The sequence below is a fragment of the Variovorax sp. P5_A3 genome (genome assembly GCF_056400665.1).
The window spans coordinates 1-24431 of record NZ_JBFUKW010000021.1; the positions used below are offsets into that span (position 1 = coordinate 1).

Sequence of the window (24431 nt, forward strand, 5' to 3'; positions counted from 1 at the left end):
CCCGCACCCGCACCCGCACCCGCACCCGCACCCGCACCGGCACCSGCACCSGCACCGGCACCGGCACCCGCCGCAGAAGAGCCCACCAAGAGTGCAGCACCAGCAGTCGCCGCCGAGGAAACAACTGCGCAGTCCGAGGCGAGCGTGGCAGCGCCTGCTCCGCCGGCACCCGCATCTCAGAAGGAGGCGCTGCTGTTCGCTGCCCTTCCCGCGCAAGTGCGCCAAAGTGATCTCGCGATGGTGGGCAACCTGCATCGCCGCGCCGGCGATACCGGTCCCGCGGTTGGCGCCTGGGCGCGCGCTATCTACAGCGATCTGGACATCCGCCAGAACGGCATCGCTTCGCCGAACAGTCAGGGTCAATTGAGCGGCCTGCAGGCCGGCAGCGACTTCCTGACCGCCGACAACTGGCGTGTCGGTGTCTACGTCGGCTCGCTCGACGGCAGCGTCGACGTGAGCAACACCCGTGTCGCCACTGGCAGAGTCGGTAGCAACGATCTGCGCTCGAGCTTCCTCGGTGGCTATGCGACCTGGATGGATGCGAACGGCTGGTACGCTGACACTGTGCTGCAAGCGGGCAGCCATCGCTACGACGTGCGGCCCGATGTCAGCTTGTCGGCGTCAGGCAAGGCGCGGAGCTACTCGGCATCGCTCGAAGCGGGCAAGTCCTTTGCCCTGACAGGCGCATGGAGCATCGAGCCCCAGGCACAGCTGATTTATCTCAGTACGCGGTTCGACGACGTGCGAATCGTCGGCGCGCGCGTCCAGCAGGACTCCGACGCAGGCTGGATCGGCCGCCTCGGCGTGCGGATCAAGGGCGACATCTTTACTGCGGCCGGCCGTCTGCAACCCTATGCACGCGTCAATGTGTACCGCGCGGAAGCGGGCACCGACGTGGTGACGTTCGTCGGTCCCGTCAGCGCCATCCAGAGTTCGAGCGCGAGTGGCTACACCTCCACAGAATTCGCGGGTGGTTTTACGTTGGCGCTGACGCCTGTCACGACCCTGTACGGTGAGGTGGGTCGGTTGTTCAGCAGCAGCGGCGATGCCCAGGTGAAGTCATCGGTGCAAGGGTCGCTGGGCGTACGAGTGACCTGGTGATGCGGATCGACCCGTCATCGCAACAAGGTTGCCGTGGGTTCACAGTCATGGCGCTTGGCGAACGCCCGGCGCGCACGCGATTTCGACCCGTCAATGCCATGCTGGAATGCCGGGAGGCGGTCGTCGATGGCTTGTGAGGTCGTCCAGCGATCGTGGCGGCAATCGTCCCATTTGAGGTGCGCCCGGTCCCCGGGGCGCAGCTCACATCAACTCAGGGCAGGGTGAAATTGGTAGCGAAGGTAGCGCCCCCGGCCAGCTCCGGCGAGGACGCCGTCTTCACCGCGCCGGCCCCGCTGGCTTCCACTACGTAATTGCCAGCCGCAGCCGTATTCGGCGCAAAGACCAGCGCCGCGGGCGTCTCGACATAGGGCGCAACCAGCGGCGCATTCACCGGCACCGCGTAGGAGTAGACGCCCGTGGCGCCGTCCGCCGGACGATCGGCCACGACGATGGTCGGGCCACCGGACAGCGGCTGCAGGGCACGCACCTGCGCCTCGATCGGCGAGTTGGCGGTGCTCACGACGCCAGACAGGGTGGCCGTCGGAGAAGTGGGCACGGAGAGCGCCGACGTCGATGCATTGAGCGTGGTCACGGTTTGAGCGGCGACGGGCACGCTGGTCACCACCGCAGTGGTGCGGCCGGGCGCCGTCAGCACCAAGGTGTAGTTTCCAGCAGGCGCCGGCTGCAGCAGGAATTTGCCCGTGCTGTCCGGCACCGTCGCCTTGACGATCACCCCGTTCTGCTGCAGCGAAACGCTGGTCTGCGGATCGATCACGCCGACGGCCACATAACCAAGCACGCCAGAGATCAGGCGCGGCACCACCGTGAGCACCGGCTTGAGCAGGTACTGGCCGGAGTTGCCAGCTTTCACCACTGACTTGCAGGCGTCGAAGTCAATCACGAAGTCCGCCATCTGGTTGGCCGCCACGTTGATGTCGGCATTCGCCTTCAGGCCCGATTGCTGGCCGCTGGGCGTCTTCAGCGCGATTTCCTTTGCCCCAGTGGGAACGACCGAATTCGCCAGCGGCGTGCTGCCGCCGTTCTCAGCCAGGACCAGGCGCAGCTGGGTGTATTTGCCTATCGGCAGTGGCATTTGCCCGAGTTCGATGAGCACACCGTTGGTCAGCGACAAGAGGTCGATCCGCGCCGGCGGGTCCACCGGCAGGTCCTGCCAACCGGCATCACTTTCTGCCGCGTCTGCGGCCTGATTAACGCGCACCTTGGTGACGGTCACATTGACGGCGTCATAGCCACAGGCCGGCGCGTCGGTCATCGCCAACCGGAGCGTGCCTTTCTCGGCAGTGGAGGTAGGGGCGGGGGKGGCGGCGACTGGAATCGAGCCCCCGCCGCCGCCGCCTCCTCCTCCGCAAGCCAGCAGGGATCCCAGCACCGCCACGGACAAGGCCGCACGCATACAGGCGAATGTGTTCATCTTCTAATTCCAGAATGGACAAATGTGAATATTTCACATTCTGCACACACGCAAACGCTTCAAGCAAGGGCCTGCACACAGATCGCGCGTCCTTGCAACGCTGCCGGCGCAACCTCAAGCCACGGCAGGCATGCTCGATTCCAACGATGAAAAAGGACATTCCAGGAAGAAGAGCGGGTGTGTTGTCTACCCCGAGGCCCCTGGGCAATCCAAGCGGCGGGTATGCGCTCAGCGCTGGCCGAGGACTGACAGGCGCGCATCCTCGAGATCGAAACCCCAGTCGCGCAACGCTTCGTCGCCACCGCTGCAGGCGTCGGCCGGCGTGCGGTCCGTGATGCTCGTGGTGCGCGAGAAGCGCGGTGCCGGTGCGGGCTGGCGCACACCGCCGACCTGCACGAAGCTCTCGCGCGCCACGTGGTGCGCATGGCCCGGCACTTCGGCGAGCGAAAGCACGGGCGTCACGCAAGCCTCGGTGCCGTCGAAGATCGCGCACCACGCGTCGCGTGTGCGCGTGACGAAGAGGGCGGCAAAACAGCGCCGCGTCTCGGGCCATGCGGTGCGGTCGTGCTGCGGCGGCAGTGCATCGGGCGCCAGGCCCAGCCCCGCGAGCAGCGCTGCGTAAAACGCGGGCTCGATGGCACCGACGGCCATGTGCCGACCGTCGCGCGTCTCGTACACGCCGTAGAAGGGCGCGCCGCCGTCCAGCAGATTGGATTCGCGCCGGTCCAGCCATTCGCCCGTGGCCACGCGCCCCAGGATCGGCGCCATCAACAGCAGCGAGCCGTCCACCATCGCGGCATCAACCACCTGGCCTTGCCCGCTGGTGCGCGCCTCCAGCACGGCGGCCAGAACGCCCAGCGCCAGCAGCATCGCACCGCCGCCGAAATCGCCGATGAGGTTAAGCGGCAGAACCGGCTTGTCGGCCGTGCCGACGGCATGCAACACACCCGTGAGGCCGATGTAGTTGATGTCGTGGCCCACGGCCTGTGCGAGCGGCCCTTGCTGGCCCCAACCCGTCATGCGTCCGTAGACCAGCGCGGGCGATGCAGCCAGGCAGGCATCGGGACCAAGGCCCAGCCGTTCCATCACACCGGGGCGGTGGCCTTCGAGCAGCACGTGCGCGTTGCGCGTCAGCGTGAGCACGGCATCGCGCGCGGCCGGGTCCTTGAGATTCGCCGTCACGCTGCGCCGGCCGCGTAGAACCGTCTCGTGCCGCAAGTCCCGCGCGATGCCCATGTCGACCGGCGCCGGCCGCGCGATGCGCAACACGTCGGCGCCCATGTCCGCGAGCATCATCGCGGCCCAAGGCACGGGGCCGATGGCTTCGAACTCCAGCACGCGCAGACCGCGCAAGGGACCCATCGCCGCAATCCTTCAGCGCGAGAAATCGATGAGCACGCGGCCCGAGCTCGCGCCGTCGAGTTGCCGTGCGCTGTGTTCCATCAACGCGCCCAGCGGGATGTGCTGCACGTGCGGCAGCACGGCCGCCATGTCGGGTTTCCATTCGGCCGCGAGCTTCGTCCACAGGCGCCGCCGCTGGTCGACGGGCGCATTCGCCACGATGCCGAACAGCTGCACGCGCCGCATGATGAAGGGCAGCACGCTGCCCTCGTAGGTGTTGCCGGCCGCATTGCCCACCGATGCCACGGCGCCGCCATCGACCATCGAGCGAAGCAGCCACGACAGCATCGGGCCGCCGACGTTGTCGATGGCGGCGGCGAAGCGCGGCTTCTCCAGCGGGCGTTGCGGCGTGTCGAGCACGGCGGCGTCGATCACGTCATGGGCACCGATGGCACGCAGCCGTTCCTCCTGCGCCATGCGGCGCGTGATGGCCGCCACGCGATAGCCCGCGCGCGCAAGGATCGCCGTGCCCAGCAGGCCTACCGCGCCGCCCGCGCCGCTCATCGCCACGCTGCCGGTGTCGGGGCCGATGCCGATTTCGATGAAGCGCTCCAGCGCCATCGCGGCCGTGAAGCCGGGCACGCCGATGACGGCCGCCTCGTGGGGCGTGAGTCCTTGCGGCACGGCCTGTACATGTGCGGCGGGCACGCGCACATAGGCGGAAAAGCCGCCGTCGAACGCAATCCCGGTCTGGAAGCCGTGCACGAGCGCGGCCTGGCCGGACTCGAAGGAAGCCACCGATGACGCGACCACCTCGCCGACCAGCTCGATGCCCGCCACGCGCGGATACGACGCGATGATCTTCGCGCGCCCGTGCAGCGAGAGGCAGTCCTTGTAGTTCACGCCCGCGTAGAGGTTGCGCACGACGATCTCGCCGGCGGACAAATCGTCGAGCCGCAAGGTCTCCATGCGACTGTGCACGCCGCCCTCCGTTTGATGCGTGCGAAGGGCTTCGAAAGTCTGTGGAATGCGCATGGGGACATCTGACCAGCGCCGGAGCGCATCCGCAAGCCGGTGTTTCGCCTGTCGAAACACGGCTCGACCGTGCGGTCCGTGCGACGCCACCATGCAGGCCCTCGACCGGAGACACACAAGATGACGACAAGCACGCAAGCCGCACGACTGTTCGGCGATCACTTTCTCGAACGCCTGCAGCCCGATGAGCAGGTCACCGTTCAACGCGTGCGCGACCTGTGCCGCAACACGCTCGGCCCGCAAGCCGATACCGTCTCCCGCGAGGACGTGTTCGCCTGGGCCACCTTCCGCACGCTCGCACGCGAAGGCGTGGTCGCCACGGCGTTCCCGCGCGAATACGGCGGCACCGACGCGCGGCAGGCCGTGCGCATCCGCATCATCGAAGAGCTGGGCCGGGTATGCAGCACCTCGGCCTCGATGATCACGGGCACCGATCTGTCGAGCCGCGCCATCGTCGCGGGTGCGAGCGAGACGTTGCGCCGCGCGATCGTGCCGGGCCTTTGCGCCGGCGAGCTGCAGGCGGCCTTCGCGCTGACCGAACCCGGCGCGGGCTCCGACGTGCGCGGCCTCTCGACGACGATCCGCCGCGAGGGCGAGCGCTACGTCGTCACGGGGCGCAAGAAGTTCATCACGCGCGCGAGCACGGCCGACTGGTTTGCGGTGGTGGGCCGCGCCGAGGACGATCCCTCGGTGTTCATCGCCGTGCTGATGCCGCGCGACGCCAGGGGCTTTCGCATCAGCGCGGAGGTCGACAAGCTGGGCTGGTTCGGCGTGCCGATCTCTTCGCTCGAATTCGATGCGGTCGAAGTGCCTTCTTCACACCGTCTTGGAGAAGAGGGCGACGGCTTTTCGCTCGCGCAGGACGCATTGCTGCGCGCCCGCATCGGCCACGCCGCGATGGCGCTGGGCCGCGCGATCGGTGCGGTCGAGATCGCGAGCCGCTATGCGAGCGACCGCACCGTGTTCGGCAAGCGCGAGGGGGAGCACCAAGGCGTGCAGTGGATGCTGGCCGACATGGTCACGCAGATCGAGGCGAGCCGTGCTTTGCTCGCGCTCACGGCCGACAAGTACGACGCAGGCGCGAGCGATGTGTCGATCTTCGCGTCCATGGCCAAGTTGCAGGCCACCGACCTGTGCATGAAGGTCGTGACCGATGCGGTGCAGCTCACGGGTGGGCGCGGCTACCTGCGCGACTTTCCGCTGGAGCGCTTCTTCCGCGATGCCAAGCTCAACCAGATCGGGGAGGGCGCGAGCGAGGTGCACAAGACGGTGATCGGCCGCGATGTGATGCGCCGCGCGCCGCTGGCCGAGCGCAACCCGTGCCTGCGCGACGGGCCGCTCACGGACTACTGAAGCTTCAGATCACCTTGGCCGCACGAAGCGCATCGAGCGCGGCGGCGTCCAGGCCGAACTCACCGTAAACCTCGGCGTTGTGCTCACCGGTGTCAGGCCCCGTGCGCGGAACGGGCAGTTCGCGGCCCGGCACGCGCGGCACCACGCACGGCGCGGGCAGCGTGCCGTAGTCGCGGTCGGGCAGGCGGATGATCGCGTGGCGCGCCTGGTAGTGCGGGTCTTGCTCGATGTCGGCGATGGTGAAGATCTTGCTGAACGGAATGCCCGCGTCCTCGAGCTTGCGTTCGACGGTGCCGTAGTCGTGCGAAGCAAACCATGCGCCGAGCCCTTCGTCGAGCGCCACGAGGTTCAACACGCGCGAAGGGTTGCTGGCAAAGCGCGCGTCGCTCGCCCATTCGGGCTTGTCGATGGCCACGCACAGCCGCTGGAAGATCGGGTCCGACGAAGCCACCACCGAAAAATAGATGCCGTCGCGGCTGCGGTACATGTTCGAGGGCGCGGTGTAGCTCGCGCAATTGCCCGCAGGCATGCGCACCGTGCCGAGCTGTTCATGCTCCACGGGCAGCGGATCGAGCAGGCGGAACAGTGCCTCGGTGGCGGCCAGGTCCACTTCGCAGCCCAGCGCCTGCGGATCGCCGCGCAGGCGGGCCATCTCCGATGCGATGGAGAAGGCGCAGAACAGTCCCGCCACCGCATCGCCCACCGGGAAATTGCTGTGCAACGGCGAGCCGCCCGCTTCGCCCGTGAGGTTGGTGAAGCCGCTCATCGCCTCGAAGATGCGCGCAAAACCCGGCCGCGCCTTGTAGGGCCCGGTCTGGCCGAAGCCCGTGAGCCGGACCACCACGAGCCGCGGGTTGGCGCGGTGCAGCGTGGCCAGGTCCAGCCCCCAGCGGTCGAGCGTGCCGGTGCGGAAATTCTCCACCAGCACGTCGAACTGCGTCACCAGCCTGAGCAACAGCTCGCGTCCGGCGGGCTGGCGCACATCGAGCGTGATACCGCGCTTGCCGCGGTTGGCAATCTTCCACCACAGCGCCTTGCCGTCCTTCACGGGCTGCAGGCCGCGCAGCGCGTCGCCGCCGCCGGGCAGTTCGAGTTTCACCACTTCGGCGCCCTGGTCGGCGCACAGCGTGGCGCCCAGGGGCGCGGCCAGCACGGTGGCCATGTCGAGGATGCGCACGCCGGAAAGGGCGCCGCGCGCGGCTTGTCGTCGGGTGTCGTCGGGGGAATTCAACCGTGGCTCCAATGCCGGAGCAAAGGGCCCCGGGTAAGGACCGGTTTTGCCAGACGCAGCGCGGGCCAACAATCGATGTTTCGCACAGCGAAACACCTGCTGCGTTTCATTGACTCCCCATTTCGATCGGCCAATCATGCCCACACTGCCGCGTTCCTCCTCACGCATGACAACCATCGCGCTTCCGGGTCTCGTCGACCCGCACGACCTCACCGCCGACCGCCAGTTCTCCATGAACCTGGCGCGCGGGATGGAAGTGCTGCGCGCGTTCACCAGCGCCGACCCGGTGCTGGGCAATCGCGAGATCTCGGACCGCACCGGCCTGCCCAAGCCCACCGTCTCGCGCATCACCTACACGCTCACGCTGCTGGGCTACCTGAGCCGTGATGCGGGCGCGCAGAAATACAAGCTCGGGCCCGGCGTGCTGTCGCTGGGCTACCCGTTGCTGGCCAGCATGCAGGTGCGCCAGGTTGCGCGGCCCATCATGGAAAGGCTGGCGCGCGAGACGGGCTGCTCGGTGAACCTGGGCATGCGCGACCGCGCCGACGTGGTGTACGTCGACACCATCCGCACCGGCAACACCAACACGCACATGCCCGACATCGGCAGCACGCGCCCGCTGCTGGCCGCGGCCATCGGCCGTGCGCTGGTGCTGGCGTGCACGGCGCAGGAGCGCTCGGCCATCCTCAACCGGCTGCGTCTGCAGGACGCGGCACTGTTCCAGCAGTTGCGTCCCGCGTGGGAAGCCGACCAGAAGGTCTTTGCCGCCCGCGGCTTCTGCTACTCGCGCGGCGACTGGAAGAAAGACATCCACGCCGTCGCCGTGCCCGTGCGCGTGCCCCCGCGCGAAACGCCGCTGGCCATGAATTGCACGCTCGCCACCCACCGCCCGCCCGGCGAGAAGATGGAGCGCGAAGTCGCGCCCCTGCTGCTCGACGCCGTGCGCCAACTCGAAATGGCGCAAGGCCTGCGCTGAACAACTACCAAGCCCTCGAACCCATGATCCGCAACCCCGAAAAGTTCAACGCCCTGCTCGCCGAAGTCCGCGACTTCATTCGCAACGAATGCATGCCCATCGAGGCCGAGGTCGACCGCAACGATCTCATCCCCGAGCCCGTGGTCGAACGCATGCGCACGCTGGGCCTGTTCGGCCACAGCATCCCTGAACAATACGGCGGCGCCGGCCTCACGAGCGAAGAGCTGTCGCTGGTGAACATGGAGGTCTCGCAGGCCGCCACCACCTTTCGCGCGCGCTTCGGCGGCAACACGGGCATCGCGTCCGAATCGCTCGTGGTCGACGGTACGCCCGAACAAAAGCGGCGCTGGCTGCCCGAGCTGGCCAGCGGCCGCCTCACGGGCTGCTTCGCGCTCACCGAGCCCGAGGCCGGCTCCGACGCCACCGCGCAGCGGACCGTGGCCGTGCGCGACGGCGATCATTACGTCATCACGGGCCGCAAGTGCTTCATCACCAACGCGCCCATCGCCGGCCTGTTCACCGTGTTTGCGCGCACCGACATGCAGGCCAAGGGCGCGGCCGGCATCACGGCCTTCCTGGTCGAGCGCGACACCCCAGGCCTCACGGCGCCCACGGGCTATCGCAAGATGGGCCAGCACGGCTCGCCTGTCGGCGAGGTGATTCTCGAAGGCTGCCGCGTGCATGAATCGGCCATCGTCGGCGGCATGCCGGGGCTGGGCTTCAAGACGGCGATGAAGGCGCTGAACAAGCAGCGCATCAACCTCGCGGGGCTGTGCATCGGCCCGGCCATCCGGCTCGTCGACGAGATGGTGGCGCGCGCCGCATCGCGCAAGCAGTTCGGCCAGGCCATCGGCGAGTTCCAGCTTGTGCAGCAGATGATTGCGGAGAGCAATACCGAAGTGCACGCCGCCCGCGCGCTGCTGCTGGAGACGGCGCGCAAGCGCGACGACGGCGCCGACGTGACCATGGAAGCGTCGATGTGCAAGCTGTTCGCCTCCGAGATGTGCGGCCGCGTGGCCGACCGCGCGGTGCAGGTCTTCGGCGGCGGCGGCTACATCAACGACAACGTGGCCGAGCGCTTCTACCGCGACGTGCGGCTGTTCCGCCTCTACGAAGGCACAAGCCAGATCCATCTCACCAACATCGCGCGCCGCACCATGGCACAAGCCGGGCACTAGACCTGAGCCGGCGGCGCAGCCAGTCATCACCAACGGAGACAAACCATGACCCTCAAAAGCACCTTGCTGGCCGCGCTCGTCGCAGTCCAGTCCCTGGCAATGGCGGCGCCCGCGCTCGCGCAGGGCAATTACCCGGCCAAGCCGATCCGCATCATCGTGCCGTTCACCGCCGGGGGCGTGGTCGACTCGGTGGCGCGGCTCGTGGGCGAGCGGCTGTCGGCCAAGTACGGCCAGCCCGTCATCGTCGAGAACAAGACCGGTGCGGGCGGCTCGATCGGCACCGACTACGTGGCCAAGGCCGCGCCCGACGGCTACACGCTGCTGTGCGTGAGCCCCAGCCACGCGGTGGCGCCGAGCCTCATCAAGGGCGTGGCCTGGAACCCCGTGCGCGACTTTCGCGCCATCGAGGGCTTCGGCGTGATTCCCAACGTGTTCGTGGTGCCGACCGAAGTGCCCGCCAAGACCATGGCGGAGCTGGTCGCGATGGCGAAGAAGGCCAATCCATCGCTGACCTACGCGACGGCCGGCATGGGCACGTCCAACCATCTGTCAGGCGAACTGTTGGCGCAGAGCGCGGGCATCAAGATCACGCAGGTGCCTTATCGCGGCCAGCCCGACGCGCTCAGCGACCTGCTCGCGGGCCGTGTGACGATGATGCCGCTCACCGTGGCGCTGGCCGTGCCGCACATCAAGACCGGCAAGCTGCGCCCGCTGGCCGTGACCACGAGCAAGCGCTCCAGCGCCTTGCCCGACATTCCCACCGTGGCGGAGGCCACGGGCCTGAAGGGCTACGACGTGGGCACGTGGTTCGGCCTTGTCGCGCCGGTGAAGACGCCCGACGCCATCGCCGCCAGGCTGTCCGCCGACGTGGCCGAGATCCTGGCCGACCCGGCGATGAAGCCCAAGTTCGAAGTGCTCGGCCTCGAGGTGGCGCCACAGGGGCCCAAGCAGTTCGACGCCTTCATCGCGACCGAATACGACAAGTGGAGCAAGGTCATCAAGGCGGCGGGCATCGAAGCGCAATGAACACCGCGGGCGATTCGCCCCTGCGGCCGCCGCTGTGCGACTGGCTGGGCATCCGTCATCCGATCTTCGGTTTCTCGCACTCGATGGACGTGTGCGTGGCCATTGCGCAGGCGGGGGGCTTTCCGGTGCTGGGGCTCGCGCGCGAGCTGCCGCACGAGATTCCGCACATCCTGGCCGAGGTCAGCGCGCGCATGGCAGGCATGCCCTACGGCATTGACCTGATGCTGCCCTCGCAGGTGCCCGAAGAGGCCACGAGCATCGAGAGCGTGCGTGCGCAACTGCCCGCGCAGCACGTGGCCTTCGTGGAAGGGTTGCGCGACCGCCTCCACGTGAAGCCGCCGCAGCGGCCCAGCTTTTTCACGACACAGGTGCGCACCAAGGCGCTGTTCGATGCCCAGATCGAGGCCGTGCTCGACTCCGATGCGCGCGGCGTGGCCACGGCCATCGGCCTGCGCGCCGACCTCATCGGACGGGCGAAGGCGCGCGGCAAGCTCACATTCTCGCTGGTTGGCTCGGTGCGGCATGCGCGCAAGGCGCTCGGCATGGGCGTGGAGGTGCTGGTGGCACAGGGCTACGACGCGGGCGGCCACACGGGCACGGTCGGCACGCTCTCGCTGTTGCCGCAGGTCATCGCCGAAGCAGGCGACGTGCCGGTGCTGGCGGCCGGCGGCATCGCCACCGGCGCGCAGGTGCTGGGTGTGCTGGGCATGGGTGCGCAGGGCGCGTGGCTGGGCACGCTGTGGATGGGCGCGAAGGAAAACCACACGCCGCCCGCGCTGTTGCAACGGCTCATCGCCAGCGGCAGCGAAGACACGCTCATCACGCGCGCCCACAGCGGCAAGCCCTGCCGCGTTGTGCGCAGCGACTGGATCGACGCGTGGAACGAGCCTGGTGCGCCCGCGCCGCTGGACATGCCGCTGCAGCAGGCGCTGACGGGCGACGTGTTCGCCTCGATGCACGAGTTCGACGACGCACGGCTCATCTACGAGGCGGCTGGCCAGAGCGTGTTCGGCATCGAGCGCGAGACCACGGTGGCCGCGCAGATGCACGCGCTGGTGGCCGACATGCAGGCCGCGTGGGCCCGCATGCGCGGCTGGGCCGCTCAGTAGGCAGTCACTCTCCCGCGTCAGCCGCCGGTGCACGCAACCGGCATGGCGCGTCCCACGGCCCACGAGGTGCGACCCTGCTCGATGAGCAGCGTTTGGCGGCCGTTGGAAAACGTGGTCCCCGACTCTCCGATCGCCGGAAGATCGACGGCAGCCGCCCCGTCAACGGAGATCGAGGCGCTTTCTCCCATCAAGCGCACAGCCAAGCGTGTCCCGTCGCAGACGTAGCTGCTGACTGGATATGGATTGCCGACGCCGATCGAGGGGCTTGGCGTCGGATGGTGGCATGCCGCCAGCGTCCAGATGGCAAACGCGCCGACGATTGAACAAAAAAAGTATCGCATTTATCCCCACGTTCGCTGGTTCACGAGTTTTGCGCCGTTCATAGTACGGCGTCGAGTAGGGCGTCGTCCAGTGAGCGTTCCTGAGGCGAACGTCAGGCTGCGACGTTTTCAGGGCGGGCGTGGCTGCACGATTCAGCGATCCTGCCCCTGCGTCACTGCGTCACTGCGTCGCCCTGAATGGCCCCTTCAGGCTTTATCGGAACTCTGCTTTCCCGAGTCCATCATCCGAGCCACCGCACTCACCTGCGCGGGCCCGGCCCGGAAATACCCCGCCACGGTGTCCGTGCTGTGATGCCCCGTCATCGCCATCGTCTCCTGCAGCGGCATGTTTTGTCTTCCGGCTTCGGTGACGAACCCCGAACGCAGCGAGTGCGCCGAGAAGTTCTCTCCCACGCCGGCGAGCGCACAGCGCGCCTTCACGATGTCGCGTACCGCCGTGCCCGAGAGCCCGTCGGTGCCGAGCTTTCCGTTCTTGAGGATGCGCCGGAAGAGGGGCCCCGAGGGGATGCCGCTCGCCTTCACCCAGGCCTCGAGCGCTTCTGCGGCCGAGCCGACCACCGGCTTCACATCTTCCGGACGTATCTTCCCGTTGTGGTTCGTCTTGGGGTAATCGTATCTTTGATGAAAATTGACACGGTTGCCCTCAGCAAACCCAAGCGCGACAAGTACTTGCGGACCACGTCCGGATGTCAACCGACACTCCGCATAACTTATTGCACGGACATTCGCTGCCTCGAGTGCCAGAGAAATCCGGACCACCGGCTCGGCGAGGCCTACCTGGCACAACGAGAACCGGCCCGCGCTGATAAACCAGAAGACCGTGCGCGCGTCGATGCCACTGCACTTGTCGAAGCGTCGTTAAAGCGCCCCTAGCGCCAGTTCCGAATTTACGGCGTGGTGTTTCAGAGGCGAGTGGCCCCGGGCCAGCCATCGGCGGGCCGCCATGTGATCGCCGGGTGCGTTCACCGACTCGACCGCCAACAACCGTTCGCCCGCGTAGTGCAGCAACGAAAAACTGCCTGGCTTATTGCCGATGCGCCGAACACACTCTCCGCCGGGCCGCCACAGGCCCGCAATTTGGAGGCGCGTTTGACCTTGGTCCGACCAGAATGACGGCGCCGGCACATAGGCCGGCGCGCCGCGCCCGAGCAGCCGATGGCTCAGCAACCGGGCCTGCGCCTGTGCGTTCTGCACCGACTCCAGCCGCATCCTGCCCCCGTTGACCGGGTCCGGAAACGCGGCGCAATCACCGATCGCGAAGATGCAGGGATCGGTCGTCGCAAGACCTTCATCGACCGCAATGCCGTTCTCGCAATCCAGCCCGCAGTCGCGGGCCAGCGAGGTGTCAGGCTCGGCCCCGATGCCGGCGAGCAACAGGTCGGCCGACACGCTGCCATCGACCAGCGCCAGCCCGGTGAAGCGGCCATCGCGTTGCCGCAAGCCGCGCACTTGCGTACCCAGCCGCAGGTCGATCGACGATTGGGCATGGACCTCGCGCAGGTGCTCGGACAACGCTGGAGAGACGGCGCGGGCCAACAAGCGGGCAGCCGACTCCAATACCGTGACTTGCAGCCCCAGCGTGGCCGCGGTCGCAGCCGCTTCGAGGCCAATGAAGCCGGCACCGAGGACCGCGAGCGATCGGGCCTGCTTCAGCCCGCGTGCCAGTCCCAAGGCATCGTCGGCGCTTCGCAACAGATGCACGCCCTGGGGCGATGCGTCTTGGCCCCAAGCCGGCGGCAGGCGACGTGCACGCGCGCCGGTCGCCAGCACCAGCACGTCATAAGGCAGGCATTCGGACGGTGCGCCCGCGCTCAACGATCGAACCATGACCCGTTGCCGGGCACGGTCGATCTGCTCGGCCCGCGTCTGCAGGCGCAGCGTGATCCCATGCTCCGGGTAGAAGGCCTCGCCGAGCAACGATTGCAACCCCGCCGCGGGTTCACGCAAGAAACTCTTCGACAGCGGCGGTCGGTGATAGGGCGCATGCGCCTCCTGGCTGATGATCGTCAGTTTCCAGGCGGAATCGGATTGCGCTTCTGCGGCCTGCGCGACCAATTCGCTGCACAACTGCGCCGCCGCGTGGCCGCCACCAATCACGACGATGGAAGACATGGCTATTCTCCGATGACGGTGAGCCGCACGCCGTCAAGTGCGGGCTCGAGGCGCACCTGACAGCTGAGCCGTGAAAGCCCGGGCCGGTAATCTTCGCAGCCCTCTAGGATTGCCACCTCGTCCGATGAGGCGGCTGCGATTCGATCGGCCCATGGCCGCGGCAAATGGACGTGGCAAGTGCCACAAGACATGCCGCCACCGCACAGCGCCATGACGGACATGCCGCGATCGCGCAGCAATTGCATCAAGGTCTGCTGTCCCGAGGCTTCGAGGGTGCGCTCGCCGCGCCGCGGATCCTGGACACGGACCGTCGTAGCGGGCTCTCGCGCCGATGCACTTGGCGCCGACGCCTCGTGCGGGTCGGCCCCGAAGGTTGCTGGACTTCTGTCGGTCATCGGTGCCTCCCTGCGCTGCGGATGGGCCTCGGCCCGCTACTTGAACGAGGCCACGGCCTCGATTTCCAGCAGCAGTTCCGGCGCGACGAGCGAATCGATCTCGATCCAGGTCGAAGCCGGCGCCGGGCCGCCCTTGAACACCGCCAACCGGGCATCCGCATGCCGCACCAGCGCACCCATGTCGCGCGTGTAGATCGTCTCCTTGACCAGGTGATCGAAGCTCAGGCCGTGGTGCTGGAGCGTCTTCTCGATGTCTGCGTAGCAATTGCGGATCTGCGCCGCCATGTCGTCGACGTCAATGGGCGTCCCGTCCTGATCCCAACTGACGGAACCCGCGATGAAGAGCAGATCGCCGGCCCGGACGGCCTGGGAAAAGCCGAACTTGGTTTCGAGTTCGGGGCGCAAAAGATAGACGTTGTTGGAGCGTGCCATGGGAAATTCCTGGTGGAGCGTGATGGGCATAGCTGGTGCGGTGTGGCGGCCGGCTCAGCGGATGAAATCCGCGGAGGGATGGGCGCGCGGATAGGCGCGCAGGTAGTCGAAGAACTTGCTCAGGAACTTGTCGGTGCGGGTCAGCGAGCCCGGCCGATAGTGGATGGTGTTCAGGAGGTTGAGGTCCTGCATGCCGAAAGTTATTTCGAGGTTCGTGCTCACGCGCAGCCATTCCTTGGCCCGAATTTCCGAGCGGTCGCTGCCGTCCCCCTTGTGCACCACATTGATGAAGTACGAGAACGACTTGCCAGGTTCCGGCATGCCAAAGGGCGCCGCGAGGCCGAACCACTGATCGTCCAGCGTGCCGTCCTGAATGAAGAGGCTGGTGCCGTAGATGCCGATGTCCCAGTTGAGCTTCTTGTCGCCCCAATGCAGCCACTCAGAGTGGTACATGAAGCCATGCTCGAACCAATTGATGTCGTCATCAGGCACCACGTGACTGCCCTCCAGGCCGTGGACCGTCATCAGGTGCGCCACGTCCGGCGTATTGGCGGCAAAGACCCACGGGTCCGCGCCGAAATCGATCCTCGGGCTGACCGAGACCAGGAGTTCATCATCCGGGTACCGGAAGTCGGGCAAGTCCCAGGTCGGCGTGTCGCCATTGAAGGCGAACACCACGCCCCAACGCTCCTGCGTCGGAAAGGTGTAGATGCAGGCGGTTTTCGGCGCCGGATCGCCAACCCCGGTCTTCTCGCACCAGCCATCGCCGTTCATTTCCCACTTGTGGAACGCGCACTGGATGTTGTTGCCCACGACGGCGCCGATGGAGAGATCGGCCCCCATGTGCGGGCAGTAGGCGCTCATGACCCGGGCGTTGCCGTCCTCGCCTCGGAAGGCCACCACCTTCCCGTCCAGGAAAGGACGTCCAATGACCCCGCCCTTGGGAATGTCGGTGGACAAGCAGATGGGGAACCAGCTTTGCGAGAACAGGCCGTTCTCGCCTTCTGCGGGTATGGGGCTGGCCAACACACGCCTGCGTGGAGAGGCCGCGCCGAATTGTGCGGCGCTGATGCTGGAGCGCGAAGGGGTGGCGCCGGGTCGGCGGTCTTTGAGTGCATGCACTTCCATGGGAAATCTCCTGTACATCGGGGTCGGTGGGTGATGCGATGAATTCTGTGGCGCGGAGCTTGCGTTGCCACTCACACCCAACAGGGGACCCCCGTGTGAGGCATTGCTTTTCAGGGCTAACCCGGGTGTGGATGTCCCCTATTCGTGGCGCAATGGCCGCGCCAGCGCCCCACGATGAACAAGGAAATACGGATATGAGTCTCACGCTCGTCGAACACCAGGACGGGCAGCGAGCGAGCGCGGAGGACTGCGGTCTTCCGGTTTTGCCCGCGCCCTGCATGGACCTCTCCTCGCGGCTGCCCGCGCCGGGGCCGAAGCCGCGCACGGTCCTGATCGTGGCGCCAGCGGGTTACGGCAAGACCACGCTGATGTCCCTGTGGTTCCGGTCGCKGCGCCGCGAATCGCGCGGCGCCGCCTGGCTGTCGCTGACCCGGGGCTGCAGCGACGAGCACTCGTTGCTGGCGGCACTGACCCAAAGCCTGACCCTCGCGCAAGTGCTGCGCGAAGACGCACCGCGCGCCCTGGCGCTGGACGACCTGCTGCTGAACGCTGCGGCAGTTCGGCCCTTCACGTTGTTCATCGACCATCTGCGTCACTTCCCTTCGACCGGACTCGACGCCGTGTTGCAGGCACTGCTGCAGGGGCTGCCATCGCGCTGCCAACTAGTCATCGCGTCACGCGTCCGGCCGTCTTTTGGCTTCGGCGCCATGTCGGTGGAAGGCACCGCCATGGAAATTGGCAGCGAAGAGCTGCGCTTCAGCGACGAAGAGGCGACGCGCTACCTGGGCGATGCCGTCTCGCAAGACGAACTGGAACAGGTGCAGCAATTTGCCGAGGGCTGGCCGGTGGCGTTGCGCATCTGCCGCGACCTGGCGCGACAGCCCGGTGTTGCGGCGCGGCCGCCCCAGGCACTGGCCGCCGCACTGTGCATCAGCAGCCGGCTGCACGCCTATTTCGACGAAGAAGTGCTGCGCCCGCTGCCGGCACCGGTGCGCGATGTCGTGCTCAAGCTGTCGGTGCTGGACGAGATCTCGCCCGAGCTGGCCGAATGCCTGACTGAGTCCCCGGACACCCCGGCCATCCTCGAGATGCTGGGGCAGCAGAGCCTGTTCATCCTGCAGGTGGACGAGCGCCCGCAGTGGCTTCGCTACCATCGCCTGTTTGCCGCCTACTTGCGTGCGCGCCATCCGCAGCAACCCGCCGCAGCGACCGACCTCCACCGCAGGGTTGCCGCCTGGCTGCTGCAGCGCGGGTTGTACGCGCAGGCACTCCCGCACATCGGCGCGGTCGGCGATGCCAATCTGATCGCCAGGCTGCTGATTTCCTCCGGCGGCTGGTGCCTGCTGTTTCGTGGCGGCGCGACGGCTGCGCGCATCCTGCACAGCCTGCCGCTGGCCGTGGTGCGCGCGTACCCGTCGCTGGAACTGGCACGCATCTACCGGCTCGTGCACACCGGCGACATCACTCAGGCCCGGCAGTGCTTCGAGGACCTGAAAACAAGGACCCACGACTTCAGCGTCTGCGCCGAGACGCCCGAGCTCACGCAGGCCGACGGCATCGTCATGGAACTGCTGCTGTCGCTCTACGAAGATCGCACGCTGGGCCCGCAAGCACTGATCAAGGCCGAGGCCGGACTCGGCACCGACCTGACCGGCGACGCGATCCGCTCCTCGGTCATTCGCGAATTGCTCTCATGGTCGTTCTACCACGCAGGCAGCTTCTACAAGGCGCTGACCGTCGGCCAGGAATCGGTCGACCTGTGCGAACGCGTCGGCATTCCGTACGTGCAGATCTACGCCTTCCTGTCCATGGGCCTGGCCGAGCTCGCCGAGGGGCACATCAGCCGCGCAGCGGGCATCTACGCACATGCCGAAGCGGAAGCGGTGCGCTGCTTCGGCGATGGCGGCAACCAGGTCATGGCCGCGCAAATCCTCGGCGCAGAGATTCTTTACGCGCGCAACCAGGTCGTGGCCTCGCGCAACTGCACCGCCTACTGGCGCGAAGCCGTCGCCGACGGCGATGGCTGGGTCGACCTGTATGCCTCGCTCTACCGCACGCTGAGTTCCGCCATGCGCGTGCTCGGCGATGGTCCGGCCGCGCTGTCGGTGCTGGAACAAGGCCGCCACATGGCCCGCAGCCGGCGTCTCTGGCGGCTGGACCAGATCCTGCAGAACCACCAGCTGCGCGAAGCCTGTATGAGCGGCGACACGGAGCAGGCCGACCGGCTTGCGGCCCAGTTGCAAAGCGCGCATCCGCGCTCCGTCTCGGTGCAGCAGCAGGGCTGGCGCGTCTGGTACACCCGGCTGCTGGCGCTGGCGCGGCACGCCCTCGACAGGCACGACACCGGCACTTGTGCACAGATGCTGGACGACATTGACCAACTGGTGTTCTCCGGCACCGGCAACCACAGCCTGTGCCGGCTCGAACGCGACCTGCTCGAAGCCCGCATGCTGTTCGAACGCGGCAACGATGCCTACGTGCGGCCACTGTCGCGGGCGCTGCTGCAGGCCGCGGAAGCGGGCCTGGTGCGGCCCGTGCTGGACGAAGGCCCGGTCATGTTGCGGATGCTGCGCCAATATACCGAGGGCTTCACCCTGACCCGCGCGATTGGCGTTTTCATGCAGCTGGTGCAGGCGCAGGTGGCGCAGGATTGCGTGCAGCCGAGCGTGCCAGGATCGCCGCCCGTGGCGGCCCTCGCGGACTCGGCCCACACGCCAGTGGCGAGCGACATGCTGAGCAAACGAGAAGCCGACGTGCTGGCGCTCATCTGCGATGGGCTCACCAGCAAGGAGATCGCGCGCCGTCTTGCCATCTCGGTCAACACGGTGTTGACGCACCGCAAGAACCTCTACCGCAAGCTCTGCGCAACGACCCGCTCGCAGCTGATCACCATCGCCAGGGAGCAGCAGGTGCTCAGGCCATCGAGCGTGGCGGCGCCGTACGCACGCGAATCCTGAGCCCGGCCCGCAGCGCGGGTGAGGCGGGATGCAGTCACATCACACATTGCATGTGACTGCCTGACAAGCCGCACAGCGGCACGATGGCAACCACTCGCCCATACCGGGCAGTGCCCCATCGATTTGGAAAGCACCATGAACACTGTTGCCAGAACACTGGTGGCGATCGCACTGGCGTCCGCCATCTTGCCCTCGTCCGCACAACAGACGTCCCCGCCGATCAAGGTGGGCTTCGCGGTGGCGGAGAGCGGCTGGATGACCGCCTACGACGGGCCGCCGCTAAAGGCTGCACTGCTCAAGATCGAGGAACTCAACCAGAAAGGCGGCCTGCTGGGCCGGCGCATCGAGACCGTGGTGGCGGACACCAAGAGTGAACGGGAGCAAGGTGCCAAGGCGGGTGAATCGCTGGTGGCGCAGGGCGTGGACTTGCTGGTGGTGTCGAGTGACTACGACTACGGTGCACCCGCCGCGCTGGCGGCTCGCAAGGCCGGCAAGCTGGCGTTCAGCCTGGGCGCTGGCGACCCGAAGATGGGCCCGCTGGGCATCGGCCCCTACGTCTTCACGCCGAACATGGCCGCGCAGGTGGAAGGCATCACGATGGCCGAATGGGCCTACAAGCGCAAGAACCTGCGCCGCGCCTACATCCTGGAGGACCAGTCGATCGAGTACAGCAAGTCCGGCTGCGCCGGCTTTCGAGCCGGCTGGACGCGCGTGGCGGGGGACAAAGGCATTGCGGGCTCGGACAGTTTCAAGAACGGCGATCCCTCCATTGCCTCGCAGATCACCCGGTTGCGCGCGATGTCTCCGGCGCCCGACGCGCTCTACCTTTGCACCTACAACCCCGGCGGCGCCTCCGCGATCCGCCAGTTGCGCGCGGCCGGCATCGACCTGCCCATCCTCACCAACGTCGGCATGACCGACGCCTACTGGCTGCCAGCGGTGCAGCAGCTCAGTAACTTCTACGTGCCGACCTACATGTCGATCTTCGGCGACGATCCGCGCCCGGCCATTGGCAGATTCCTCACGGCGTTCGCCGCGCGTTACGGCGCACGGCCAGAGTCGGCGTATGCGGTGCTCGGCTACAGCATGATGGAGCAGTGGGCCCTCGCGGTGCAGCGCGCAGGGGCCACCGCGGCGCCCGCCGTCACCGCGGAGCTGGAGAAATTCCGCGAAGAGCCATTGACCGTCGGCCCGACCACGTATTCGAACCAGCTGCACATCCAGGTGAACCGCCCGCTGCTCATCATGGAAGTGCAGAACGGCAAGAACAAGGCCATCGAACTCTGGCGCAACGAACTCGTGCCATCGACGCAACTGCTGTTCCGCCTGCCGGCCAAGCCATGAACACGCCGGATCGCTCACAGTCGCTGGCGGTCGACAGGGTGTCGGTGCGTTTCGGCGGCGTCGCTGCCCTGACCGATGTGAGCTTCCGCCTGCGCCCCGGCGAGGTTCTGGGTCTGGTCGGCCCCAACGGCGCAGGCAAGACCACGTTGGTGAATTGCCTCTCCGGTTACCAACGCCCGAGCACCGGCACGATCCGGCTCGACGGGACGGACACCGCCGGCTGGTCGCCCGCACGGCTGCGCCATGCGGGCATCGCGCGAACCTTCCAGGCCGGTCGCCTGTTCGCCGGGCTCACGGTGGCAGAGAATGTCGAGGCGGGCCTGCTCGGGCTGGGCCTCGGGCGAAGCGAAGCGTCTTCCCATGTGCACGCCATGTTGCGGTTGCTAAACCTCACGCCGCAGGCCAGGCAACTCGCCGGAACGCTGCCCTACACCGCTGCGCGCATCGTGTCCATCGCGCGTGCGCTGGTGCACGCCCCCGCCTTCGTGCTGCTCGACGAGCCCGCCGCCGGCATGTCCGATGCGGAGAGCGCGCAACTGGCCGAGTTGATCGCGTCGCTGCCGTCGCGCTTTGGCTGCGGCGTGTTGCTGATCGAGCACAACATGGCGCTGGTCAACGCGGTCTGCGAGCGCATCCATGTGCTCGATGGCGGCCAGACCCTGGCCGAGGGCACGCCTGCGGAAATACGCGCCAATGCCGCGGTCGCTGCTGCCTATCTGGGTGCCAAGGAGGCCGCGTGATGCTCGAGGTAGACGACCTCCACGTCCACCATGGCGCGCTGAAGGCGGTGGCGGGCGTGACGCTGCGGGTCGGCCGCGGCGAAGTGATCGGCGTGATCGGCCCGAACGGGGCCGGCAAATCCACGCTGATGGCCGCTATCGCCGGCGGCATCGCGACACGGCACGGCGAGGTGCGGCTGGACGGCCACCGCATCACCGGCCTGCGCGCGGACCGCATCGCCCGCCTCGGGCTGACGCTGGTGCCCGAGGGGCGCCACGTGTTCGGCATGCTCAGCGTGCAGGAGAACCTGCGCATCGGCGCCTACATGCATCCCGGCGTGGAGGGCGGCGTCGAGCGTGTGCTGGCCTACTTCCCGCGGCTGCGCGAGCGGCTGCACATGCCGGCCGGCAAGCTCTCGGGCGGCGAGCAGCAGATGCTGGTGATCGGCCGTGCCTTGCTGACGCGCCCGCGCCTGATGATGGTCGACGAGCCCTCACTGGGCCTGGCGCCCCGGATCGTGGACCAGGTCTACGAACTGTTGCTGCAGCTGAGCGAACGCGAGGGACTCAGCCTGCTGGTCAACGAGCAGAACGCCACCCGCCTGCTGCGTGCTGCGGACCGGGTGTATGTGCTGCGCGAAGGACAGGTGCGCCTTCAGGGGACCGCGGCGGACTTGCGCCAGGGCGACGCCTTGGCGCAGAGCTATTTCGGCCACCCGGCGGCTGCTGCGCTGCACGCAGGAGCAACTTCATGAGCTATCTGCTGCAGATTGCAGTGGATGCCCTGAGTCTGGGCAGCCTCTATGCGCTGGCGGCGTTGGGCATCGGGCTGCTGTTCGGCATCCTGCGCCTGGTGAACTTCGCGCACGGCGACCTCATTTCCCTGTGCGCCTATGCCCTGATCCTGCCGGCCGCGGGTGACAGCGTGACCTTGCCGATGCTTGCGGTGCTGCCGGCGCCGCTGCTGGTGGCCGCGATCATGCTGGTGGGCGCGCTGGCCGCCAACGCGGCCGACCTCACGGTCTTCCGGCCGCTGCGCAAGGCGTCGGTGCCGACCCTGATGATCGCCTCCTTCGCCATTGGCTACGTGCTGCAGAACCTGCTGTTGGGCCTGTATGGCGGGCGACCGCGCAATCTCGATCTGTGGTCTGGATTGAACCGCCAGATCGTGCTGCCCCTGGGTAGCGACAGTGTGCATGTGCCGCTGGTGCAGGTGGTGACGATCCTGACCACTGTGGTGGTCGTGGCCGGCCTGACACTGTTCCTGCACCGAACGCGGCATGGCGTGCAGATGCGTGCCGCAGCAGAAGACTTCCGCATGGCGAGCTACCTCGGTGTGCGTGCGCACCGGGTGGTGGGCCTCGCGTTTGCGCTCAGCGGTGCGCTCGCGGGCATCGTCTCGCTGCTCTATGTCTCGCAGACCGGCGCCCTGTCGCGCACGCTGGGTGTGCCGCTGATGCTCTACGCGTTCATTGCCACCGTGGTCGGCGGCATGGGCAGCCTGGTGGGAGCGGTGCTCGGTGGCTTTCTGCTCGGGGCAGTGGCGGTGTTGCTGCAGGCCTTGCTGCCGCCCGATCTGCGGCCCTTCCGGGATGCTTTCGTATTTTCAATCGTGCTCGTCACGCTGCTGCTGCGCCCGGCCGGCCTGGTCCGCAACCCGGCGCTGATGGAGCGCGTCTGATGGCCTCCCCCTTCTCTCACGCACCCTTGGACCGCACTGCCATGTCAGCCACCTCCTATGCGGACGCTCCGCTCGCGCCCGCCGCCATTCCCCGGGGCCTGCACGGTCTCGCCACGCCCGCCGCCCTGATCGCGGTGCTCGCCGCCCTCACGCTGCTGGCGACCCAGGGCCTGTCGCAGACGGCGCTGCTCACGGTGACCGAGATGCTGATCCGTGTAACGGTGGTGGTCGGCATGGGGGTCTTCATCGGCAACAGCGGCATCATGTCGTTCGGTCACGTGGGCTTCATGTGCATCGGCGCATTCGCTGCTGCATGGGCCACGACCGAGCCGATGGTCAAGGCGATCACGCTGCCCGGCCTGCCCGAATGGCTGGGCACGCATCAGTACGGTTTCGCGCTGGCCACGGCGGGCGCCGCGCTGTTGTCGGCGCTGGTGGCCTTGCCGCTGGGCATCGCGCTGGGCCGGCTGGCGGGCATCGCTGCCTCCATCGCCACCTTCGCCTTCCTGGCGATCGTCAACAGCGTGTACGCCAACTGGGATTCGGTCACTGGCGGCACCGGCTCGTTGATCAACATCCCCACCGTGGTCGGGCCGTGGACGGCGCTGGCCTTCGCCTGCCTGGCCATCGCCGTGGCGTTCGCGTTCCAGCGTTCGCGCACCGGCCTGATGCTGCGTGCCACGCGCGAAGACGAGGTCGCTGCGGGTGCTTGCGCGATCCCGACGTCCAGGGTCCGGTTGATGGCGTTCGTGCTCAGCGCCGCGCTGGTCGGCATGGGCGGCGCCCTGCATGCGCAGTTTCTTGGTGTGCTGAGCGTCGATGCCTTCTACCTGGGCTTGTCCTTCGTCACCCTGGCGATGCTTGTGGTCGGCGGCATCGGCAGCCTGACCGGCGCTGTCACCGGCGTGCTCGCAGTCACGGCGCTGGTGGAACTGCTGCGCGCCGGCGAGGCCGGACTCGCCCTGGGCAGCGTCCGCCTGGCGCTGCCACCGGGCAGCCAGGAGATCGGCCTGGGTATTTTTCTTGCGCTGGTGCTCGTGTTCCGCCCCGCCGGCCTCGTCGGCACCCGCGAATGGCTCGCACCGCGCGCGTGAACCACTGATCAGATTTCCTCTTTTCCAACCACTTGAGACTTCCACCATGCGATTGCTCCACACCATGCTGCGCGTCGGCGACCTGCCGCGCTCCATCGATTTCTACACGCGCCTGCTCGACATGCAACTGCTGCGCCAGGCCGACAACGAGACCTACAAGTACACGCTGGCCTTTCTTGGCTACGGCCCGGAAAGTGATCAGACCGTGCTGGAACTGACCTACAACTGGGGCGTGGACCAGTACACGCACGGCAACTCCTACGGTCACATCGCCGTTGAAGTGGAGAACGCCTATGCCGTCTGCGACCGCGTCGCAGCCGCGGGCGGGCGCGTGACGCGGCCCGCCGGTCCCGTGCAAGGAGGGCAGACCGTGATTGCCTTCCTCGAGGATCCGGATGGCTACAAGGTGGAGCTAGTCGAGAAGGGTGGCGTGCACGACCTCTGAC

The 24431-nt window shown here is 67.4% G+C and carries 22 protein-coding genes; 13 read left to right on the plus strand and 9 right to left on the minus strand.

The window, feature by feature from the left end:
- The coding region (locus AC1D3B_RS26105; RefSeq protein ID WP_478193578.1) for an autotransporter outer membrane beta-barrel domain-containing protein at positions 1 to 1101 on the plus strand (1101 nt) is incomplete at its 5' end.
- 211 nt (positions 1102 to 1312) lie between these two features.
- Here the strand turns inward: AC1D3B_RS26105 and AC1D3B_RS26110 are convergent.
- The 3 genes from AC1D3B_RS26110 to AC1D3B_RS26120 form a co-directional block, all read right to left on the minus strand.
- The gene (locus AC1D3B_RS26110; protein WP_478193579.1) at positions 1313 to 2533 is read right to left on the minus strand and encodes a DUF4382 domain-containing protein; all 1221 of its coding nucleotides are present in this window, start codon (positions 2531 to 2533) and stop codon (positions 1313 to 1315) included.
- A gap of 228 nt (positions 2534 to 2761) precedes the next feature.
- Positions 2762 to 3895: a CaiB/BaiF CoA transferase family protein gene (locus tag AC1D3B_RS26115; protein WP_478193580.1), complete on the minus strand. Its 1134-nt coding sequence runs from the start codon at positions 3893 to 3895 to the stop codon at positions 2762 to 2764.
- 12 nt (positions 3896 to 3907) lie between these two features.
- Positions 3908 to 4909 (minus strand): YhdH/YhfP family quinone oxidoreductase, encoded by a 1002-nt coding sequence (locus AC1D3B_RS26120; RefSeq protein ID WP_478193581.1) that lies wholly within the window; start codon positions 4907 to 4909, stop codon positions 3908 to 3910.
- A gap of 120 nt (positions 4910 to 5029) precedes the next feature.
- On the opposite strand from AC1D3B_RS26120, the gene AC1D3B_RS26125 reads away from it, so the two are divergent.
- A complete protein-coding gene (locus tag AC1D3B_RS26125; RefSeq protein WP_478193582.1) occupies positions 5030 to 6262 on the plus strand; it encodes an acyl-CoA dehydrogenase family protein in 1233 nt (410 codons plus the stop codon).
- 4 nt (positions 6263 to 6266) lie between these two features.
- Here the strand turns inward: AC1D3B_RS26125 and AC1D3B_RS26130 are convergent, their stop codons facing one another.
- A complete protein-coding gene (locus AC1D3B_RS26130) occupies positions 6267 to 7424 on the minus strand; it encodes a CaiB/BaiF CoA transferase family protein (RefSeq protein ID WP_478193702.1) in 1158 nt (385 codons plus the stop codon).
- Between the two features lie 235 nt (positions 7425 to 7659).
- On the opposite strand from AC1D3B_RS26130, the gene AC1D3B_RS26135 reads away from it, so the two are divergent.
- The 4 genes from AC1D3B_RS26135 to AC1D3B_RS26150 are packed head-to-tail and all read left to right on the plus strand — an operon-like array spanning position 7660 to position 11782.
- Positions 7660 to 8469, plus strand: coding sequence for an IclR family transcriptional regulator (locus AC1D3B_RS26135; protein ID WP_478193703.1), 810 nt, complete (start codon positions 7660 to 7662; stop codon positions 8467 to 8469).
- A 23-nt stretch (positions 8470 to 8492) separates the two neighbouring features.
- A complete protein-coding gene (locus AC1D3B_RS26140) occupies positions 8493 to 9647 on the plus strand; it encodes an acyl-CoA dehydrogenase family protein (protein WP_478193583.1) in 1155 nt (384 codons plus the stop codon).
- A gap of 45 nt (positions 9648 to 9692) precedes the next feature.
- The gene (locus AC1D3B_RS26145; RefSeq protein ID WP_478193584.1) at positions 9693 to 10673 is read left to right on the plus strand and encodes a tripartite tricarboxylate transporter substrate binding protein; all 981 of its coding nucleotides are present in this window, start codon (positions 9693 to 9695) and stop codon (positions 10671 to 10673) included.
- Positions 10670 to 11782 (plus strand): NAD(P)H-dependent flavin oxidoreductase, encoded by a 1113-nt coding sequence (locus AC1D3B_RS26150; RefSeq protein WP_478193585.1) that lies wholly within the window; start codon positions 10670 to 10672, stop codon positions 11780 to 11782. The genes AC1D3B_RS26145 and AC1D3B_RS26150 overlap by 4 nt, the downstream gene beginning before the upstream one ends.
- 527 nt (positions 11783 to 12309) lie before the next feature.
- On the opposite strand, the gene AC1D3B_RS26155 is transcribed toward AC1D3B_RS26150, so the two are convergent.
- The 5 genes from AC1D3B_RS26155 to AC1D3B_RS26175 form a co-directional block, all read right to left on the minus strand.
- Positions 12310 to 12816, minus strand: a complete 507-nt coding sequence (locus tag AC1D3B_RS26155) for a tyrosine-type recombinase/integrase (protein ID WP_478193586.1) — start codon at positions 12814 to 12816, stop codon at positions 12310 to 12312.
- Between the two features lie 165 nt (positions 12817 to 12981).
- Complete coding sequence (locus AC1D3B_RS26160; protein ID WP_478193587.1) at positions 12982 to 14235, minus strand: NAD(P)/FAD-dependent oxidoreductase; 1254 nt, start codon at positions 14233 to 14235, stop codon at positions 12982 to 12984.
- A 2-nt stretch (positions 14236 to 14237) separates the two neighbouring features.
- Positions 14238 to 14630 (minus strand): 2Fe-2S iron-sulfur cluster-binding protein, encoded by a 393-nt coding sequence (locus tag AC1D3B_RS26165; RefSeq protein ID WP_478193588.1) that lies wholly within the window; start codon positions 14628 to 14630, stop codon positions 14238 to 14240.
- 36 nt (positions 14631 to 14666) lie between these two features.
- Entirely contained in the window at positions 14667 to 15062 is a 396-nt protein-coding gene (locus AC1D3B_RS26170) for a RidA family protein (RefSeq protein WP_478193589.1), read from the minus strand.
- Between the two features lie 54 nt (positions 15063 to 15116).
- Positions 15117 to 16190 (minus strand): aromatic ring-hydroxylating oxygenase subunit alpha, encoded by a 1074-nt coding sequence (locus AC1D3B_RS26175; RefSeq protein WP_478193590.1) that lies wholly within the window; start codon positions 16188 to 16190, stop codon positions 15117 to 15119.
- A gap of 194 nt (positions 16191 to 16384) precedes the next feature.
- On the opposite strand from AC1D3B_RS26175, the gene AC1D3B_RS26180 reads away from it, so the two are divergent.
- From AC1D3B_RS26180 to gloA, 7 genes are all read left to right on the plus strand, one after another.
- Positions 16385 to 19147, plus strand: coding sequence for a winged helix-turn-helix domain-containing protein (locus tag AC1D3B_RS26180; RefSeq protein ID WP_478193591.1), 2763 nt, complete (start codon positions 16385 to 16387; stop codon positions 19145 to 19147).
- A gap of 135 nt (positions 19148 to 19282) precedes the next feature.
- Positions 19283 to 20491 carry an ABC transporter substrate-binding protein gene (locus AC1D3B_RS26185; RefSeq protein ID WP_478193592.1) on the plus strand — a complete coding sequence of 403 codons (1209 nt, stop codon included), beginning with the start codon at positions 19283 to 19285 and terminating at the stop codon, positions 20489 to 20491.
- Positions 20488 to 21231, plus strand: coding sequence for an ABC transporter ATP-binding protein (locus AC1D3B_RS26190; RefSeq protein ID WP_478193593.1), 744 nt, complete (start codon positions 20488 to 20490; stop codon positions 21229 to 21231). Before AC1D3B_RS26185 ends, AC1D3B_RS26190 begins: the two co-directional genes overlap by 4 nt.
- Positions 21231 to 21965, plus strand: coding sequence for an ABC transporter ATP-binding protein (locus AC1D3B_RS26195; protein WP_478193594.1), 735 nt, complete (start codon positions 21231 to 21233; stop codon positions 21963 to 21965). Before AC1D3B_RS26190 ends, AC1D3B_RS26195 begins: the two co-directional genes overlap by 1 nt.
- Positions 21962 to 22891 (plus strand): branched-chain amino acid ABC transporter permease, encoded by a 930-nt coding sequence (locus AC1D3B_RS26200; RefSeq protein WP_478193595.1) that lies wholly within the window; start codon positions 21962 to 21964, stop codon positions 22889 to 22891. Before AC1D3B_RS26195 ends, AC1D3B_RS26200 begins: the two co-directional genes overlap by 4 nt.
- 41 nt (positions 22892 to 22932) lie before the next feature.
- Positions 22933 to 23985 carry a branched-chain amino acid ABC transporter permease gene (locus AC1D3B_RS26205; RefSeq protein ID WP_478193596.1) on the plus strand — a complete coding sequence of 351 codons (1053 nt, stop codon included), beginning with the start codon at positions 22933 to 22935 and terminating at the stop codon, positions 23983 to 23985.
- Between the two features lie 46 nt (positions 23986 to 24031).
- Positions 24032 to 24430, plus strand: a complete 399-nt coding sequence (gene gloA / locus AC1D3B_RS26210) for a lactoylglutathione lyase (protein ID WP_478193597.1) — start codon at positions 24032 to 24034, stop codon at positions 24428 to 24430.
- The last annotated feature ends 1 nt before the right edge of the window (position 24431 follow it).

What these genes read in the sequence shown, in the direction of transcription:
- AC1D3B_RS26185 (WP_478193592.1), top strand. Translation starts at nt 19,283, where the DNA reads ATGAACACTGTTGCCAGAACACTGGTGGCGATCGCACTGGCGTCCGCC.
- AC1D3B_RS26135 (WP_478193703.1), top strand. Translation starts at nt 7,660, where the DNA reads ATGACAACCATCGCGCTTCCGGGTCTCGTCGACCCGCACGACCTCACC.
- AC1D3B_RS26195 (WP_478193594.1), top strand. Translation starts at nt 21,231, where the DNA reads ATGCTCGAGGTAGACGACCTCCACGTCCACCATGGCGCGCTGAAGGCG.
- AC1D3B_RS26140 (WP_478193583.1), top strand. Translation starts at nt 8,493, where the DNA reads ATGATCCGCAACCCCGAAAAGTTCAACGCCCTGCTCGCCGAAGTCCGC.
- AC1D3B_RS26205 (WP_478193596.1), top strand. Translation starts at nt 22,933, where the DNA reads ATGTCAGCCACCTCCTATGCGGACGCTCCGCTCGCGCCCGCCGCCATT.
- gloA (WP_478193597.1), top strand. Translation starts at nt 24,032, where the DNA reads ATGCGATTGCTCCACACCATGCTGCGCGTCGGCGACCTGCCGCGCTCC.
- AC1D3B_RS26120 (WP_478193581.1), bottom strand. Translation starts at nt 4,909, where the DNA reads ATGCGCATTCCACAGACTTTCGAAGCCCTTCGCACGCATCAAACGGAG.
- AC1D3B_RS26160 (WP_478193587.1), bottom strand. Translation starts at nt 14,235, where the DNA reads ATGTCTTCCATCGTCGTGATTGGTGGCGGCCACGCGGCGGCGCAGTTG.
- AC1D3B_RS26145 (WP_478193584.1), top strand. Translation starts at nt 9,693, where the DNA reads ATGACCCTCAAAAGCACCTTGCTGGCCGCGCTCGTCGCAGTCCAGTCC.
- AC1D3B_RS26190 (WP_478193593.1), top strand. Translation starts at nt 20,488, where the DNA reads ATGAACACGCCGGATCGCTCACAGTCGCTGGCGGTCGACAGGGTGTCG.
- AC1D3B_RS26200 (WP_478193595.1), top strand. Translation starts at nt 21,962, where the DNA reads ATGAGCTATCTGCTGCAGATTGCAGTGGATGCCCTGAGTCTGGGCAGC.
- AC1D3B_RS26170 (WP_478193589.1), bottom strand. Translation starts at nt 15,062, where the DNA reads ATGGCACGCTCCAACAACGTCTATCTTTTGCGCCCCGAACTCGAAACC.
- AC1D3B_RS26175 (WP_478193590.1), bottom strand. Translation starts at nt 16,190, where the DNA reads ATGGAAGTGCATGCACTCAAAGACCGCCGACCCGGCGCCACCCCTTCG.
- AC1D3B_RS26165 (WP_478193588.1), bottom strand. Translation starts at nt 14,630, where the DNA reads ATGACCGACAGAAGTCCAGCAACCTTCGGGGCCGACCCGCACGAGGCG.
- AC1D3B_RS26125 (WP_478193582.1), top strand. Translation starts at nt 5,030, where the DNA reads ATGACGACAAGCACGCAAGCCGCACGACTGTTCGGCGATCACTTTCTC.
- AC1D3B_RS26130 (WP_478193702.1), bottom strand. Translation starts at nt 7,424, where the DNA reads ATGGCCACCGTGCTGGCCGCGCCCCTGGGCGCCACGCTGTGCGCCGAC.
- AC1D3B_RS26150 (WP_478193585.1), top strand. Translation starts at nt 10,670, where the DNA reads ATGAACACCGCGGGCGATTCGCCCCTGCGGCCGCCGCTGTGCGACTGG.
- AC1D3B_RS26115 (WP_478193580.1), bottom strand. Translation starts at nt 3,895, where the DNA reads ATGGGTCCCTTGCGCGGTCTGCGCGTGCTGGAGTTCGAAGCCATCGGC.